Annotated in this window: 2 pseudogenes; one reads left to right on the top strand and one right to left on the bottom strand. The window is 66.1% G+C overall.

Going from position 1 to position 1000, the window contains the following annotated elements:
* Positions 1-865: pseudogene (locus A5709_RS24745) on the top strand (MMPL family transporter); the annotation flags it as partial.
* Here the strand turns inward: A5709_RS24745 and A5709_RS27805 are convergent.
* A pseudogene (locus A5709_RS27805) lies at positions 811-978 on the bottom strand (MMPL family transporter); the annotation flags it as partial. The pseudogenes A5709_RS24745 and A5709_RS27805 overlap by 55 nt on opposite strands.
* Positions 979-1000 lie beyond the last annotated feature (22 nt).

Here is a 1000-nt window from a genome sequence, read left to right as displayed (position 1 = left end):
GTTGGGCGCGCCATTCCTCGGCATCAAATGGGGCTATCCCGACGATCGGGTGCTGCCGGCGTCGTCGTCGGCGCGGGCCGTGAGCGACCGGGTCCGGCATGACTTCGGTGCCGAGTCGGAAACCAGGGTGCGGGTCGTCATCCCCCGCGCCGACGGCCTGACGACGCGAGAGCTTGACGAGTACGCCGCCGGGCTGTCACGCGTGCCCGACGTCTCGGCGGTGTCGGCACCGACCGGAACCTTTCTCGCCGGTGAGCGCACAGGGCCGCCGTCGGCACCCGCCGGAATGGCGGACGGCAGCGCCTATTTGACGGTGTCCAGCAGCGCGCCGCTGTATTCGCCGGCCTCCGCCGCGCAGCTGGATCGCCTGCATGCGGTCCCATTGGCCGATGGCCGCCGAGTCGAGCTGGCCGGGATGGCCCAGATGAATCGCGACTCCGTCGAAGCGATTACGTCGCGATTGCCCTTGCTGTTCGGTTTCGTCGCTTGCGTCATGTTGGTGTTGCTTTTCCTGCTCACCGGCAGCGTGGTGCTGCCCGTCAAAGCGGTGCTGCTCAACGTGCTTTCGTTGACGGCGGGATTCGGCGCGCTGGTGTGGATCTTCCAGGACGGGCATCTGGGCGCGTTGGGCACCACCCCAACCGGCACGCTGGTGGCCAACATCCCGGTGTTGATGTTCTGCATCGCGTTCGGATTGTCCATGGACTATGAGGTGTTCCTGCTGTCCCGCATCCGCGAGTACTGGCTGGCGTCGACCAACACGGCGAGAGTCAGACCGACGCCGAACATCCGCATGAACGAAACCTCCGCGGAAGTGAGCGCGGCGAACGAGATCGACATCAACAGCGCTGCCGCCGTGATGATCCGGCCCGTTCGCGCGACGCCCAGCGCGATGCTCTCGTCGTTGTCGACTCGCGTGCGGTTCGACGCCAGCCAGTACTCGCGGATGCGGGACAGCAGGAACACCTCATAGTCCATGGACAATCCGAACGCGATGCAG

The sequence above is a fragment of the Mycobacterium sp. E1386 genome (genome assembly GCF_001672745.1).
In the GTDB taxonomy this organism is placed as follows: domain Bacteria; phylum Actinomycetota; class Actinomycetes; order Mycobacteriales; family Mycobacteriaceae; genus Mycobacterium.
Note: the sequence above shows the minus strand (reverse complement) of the source record. Positions and strands in the feature narration are given on the sequence as shown.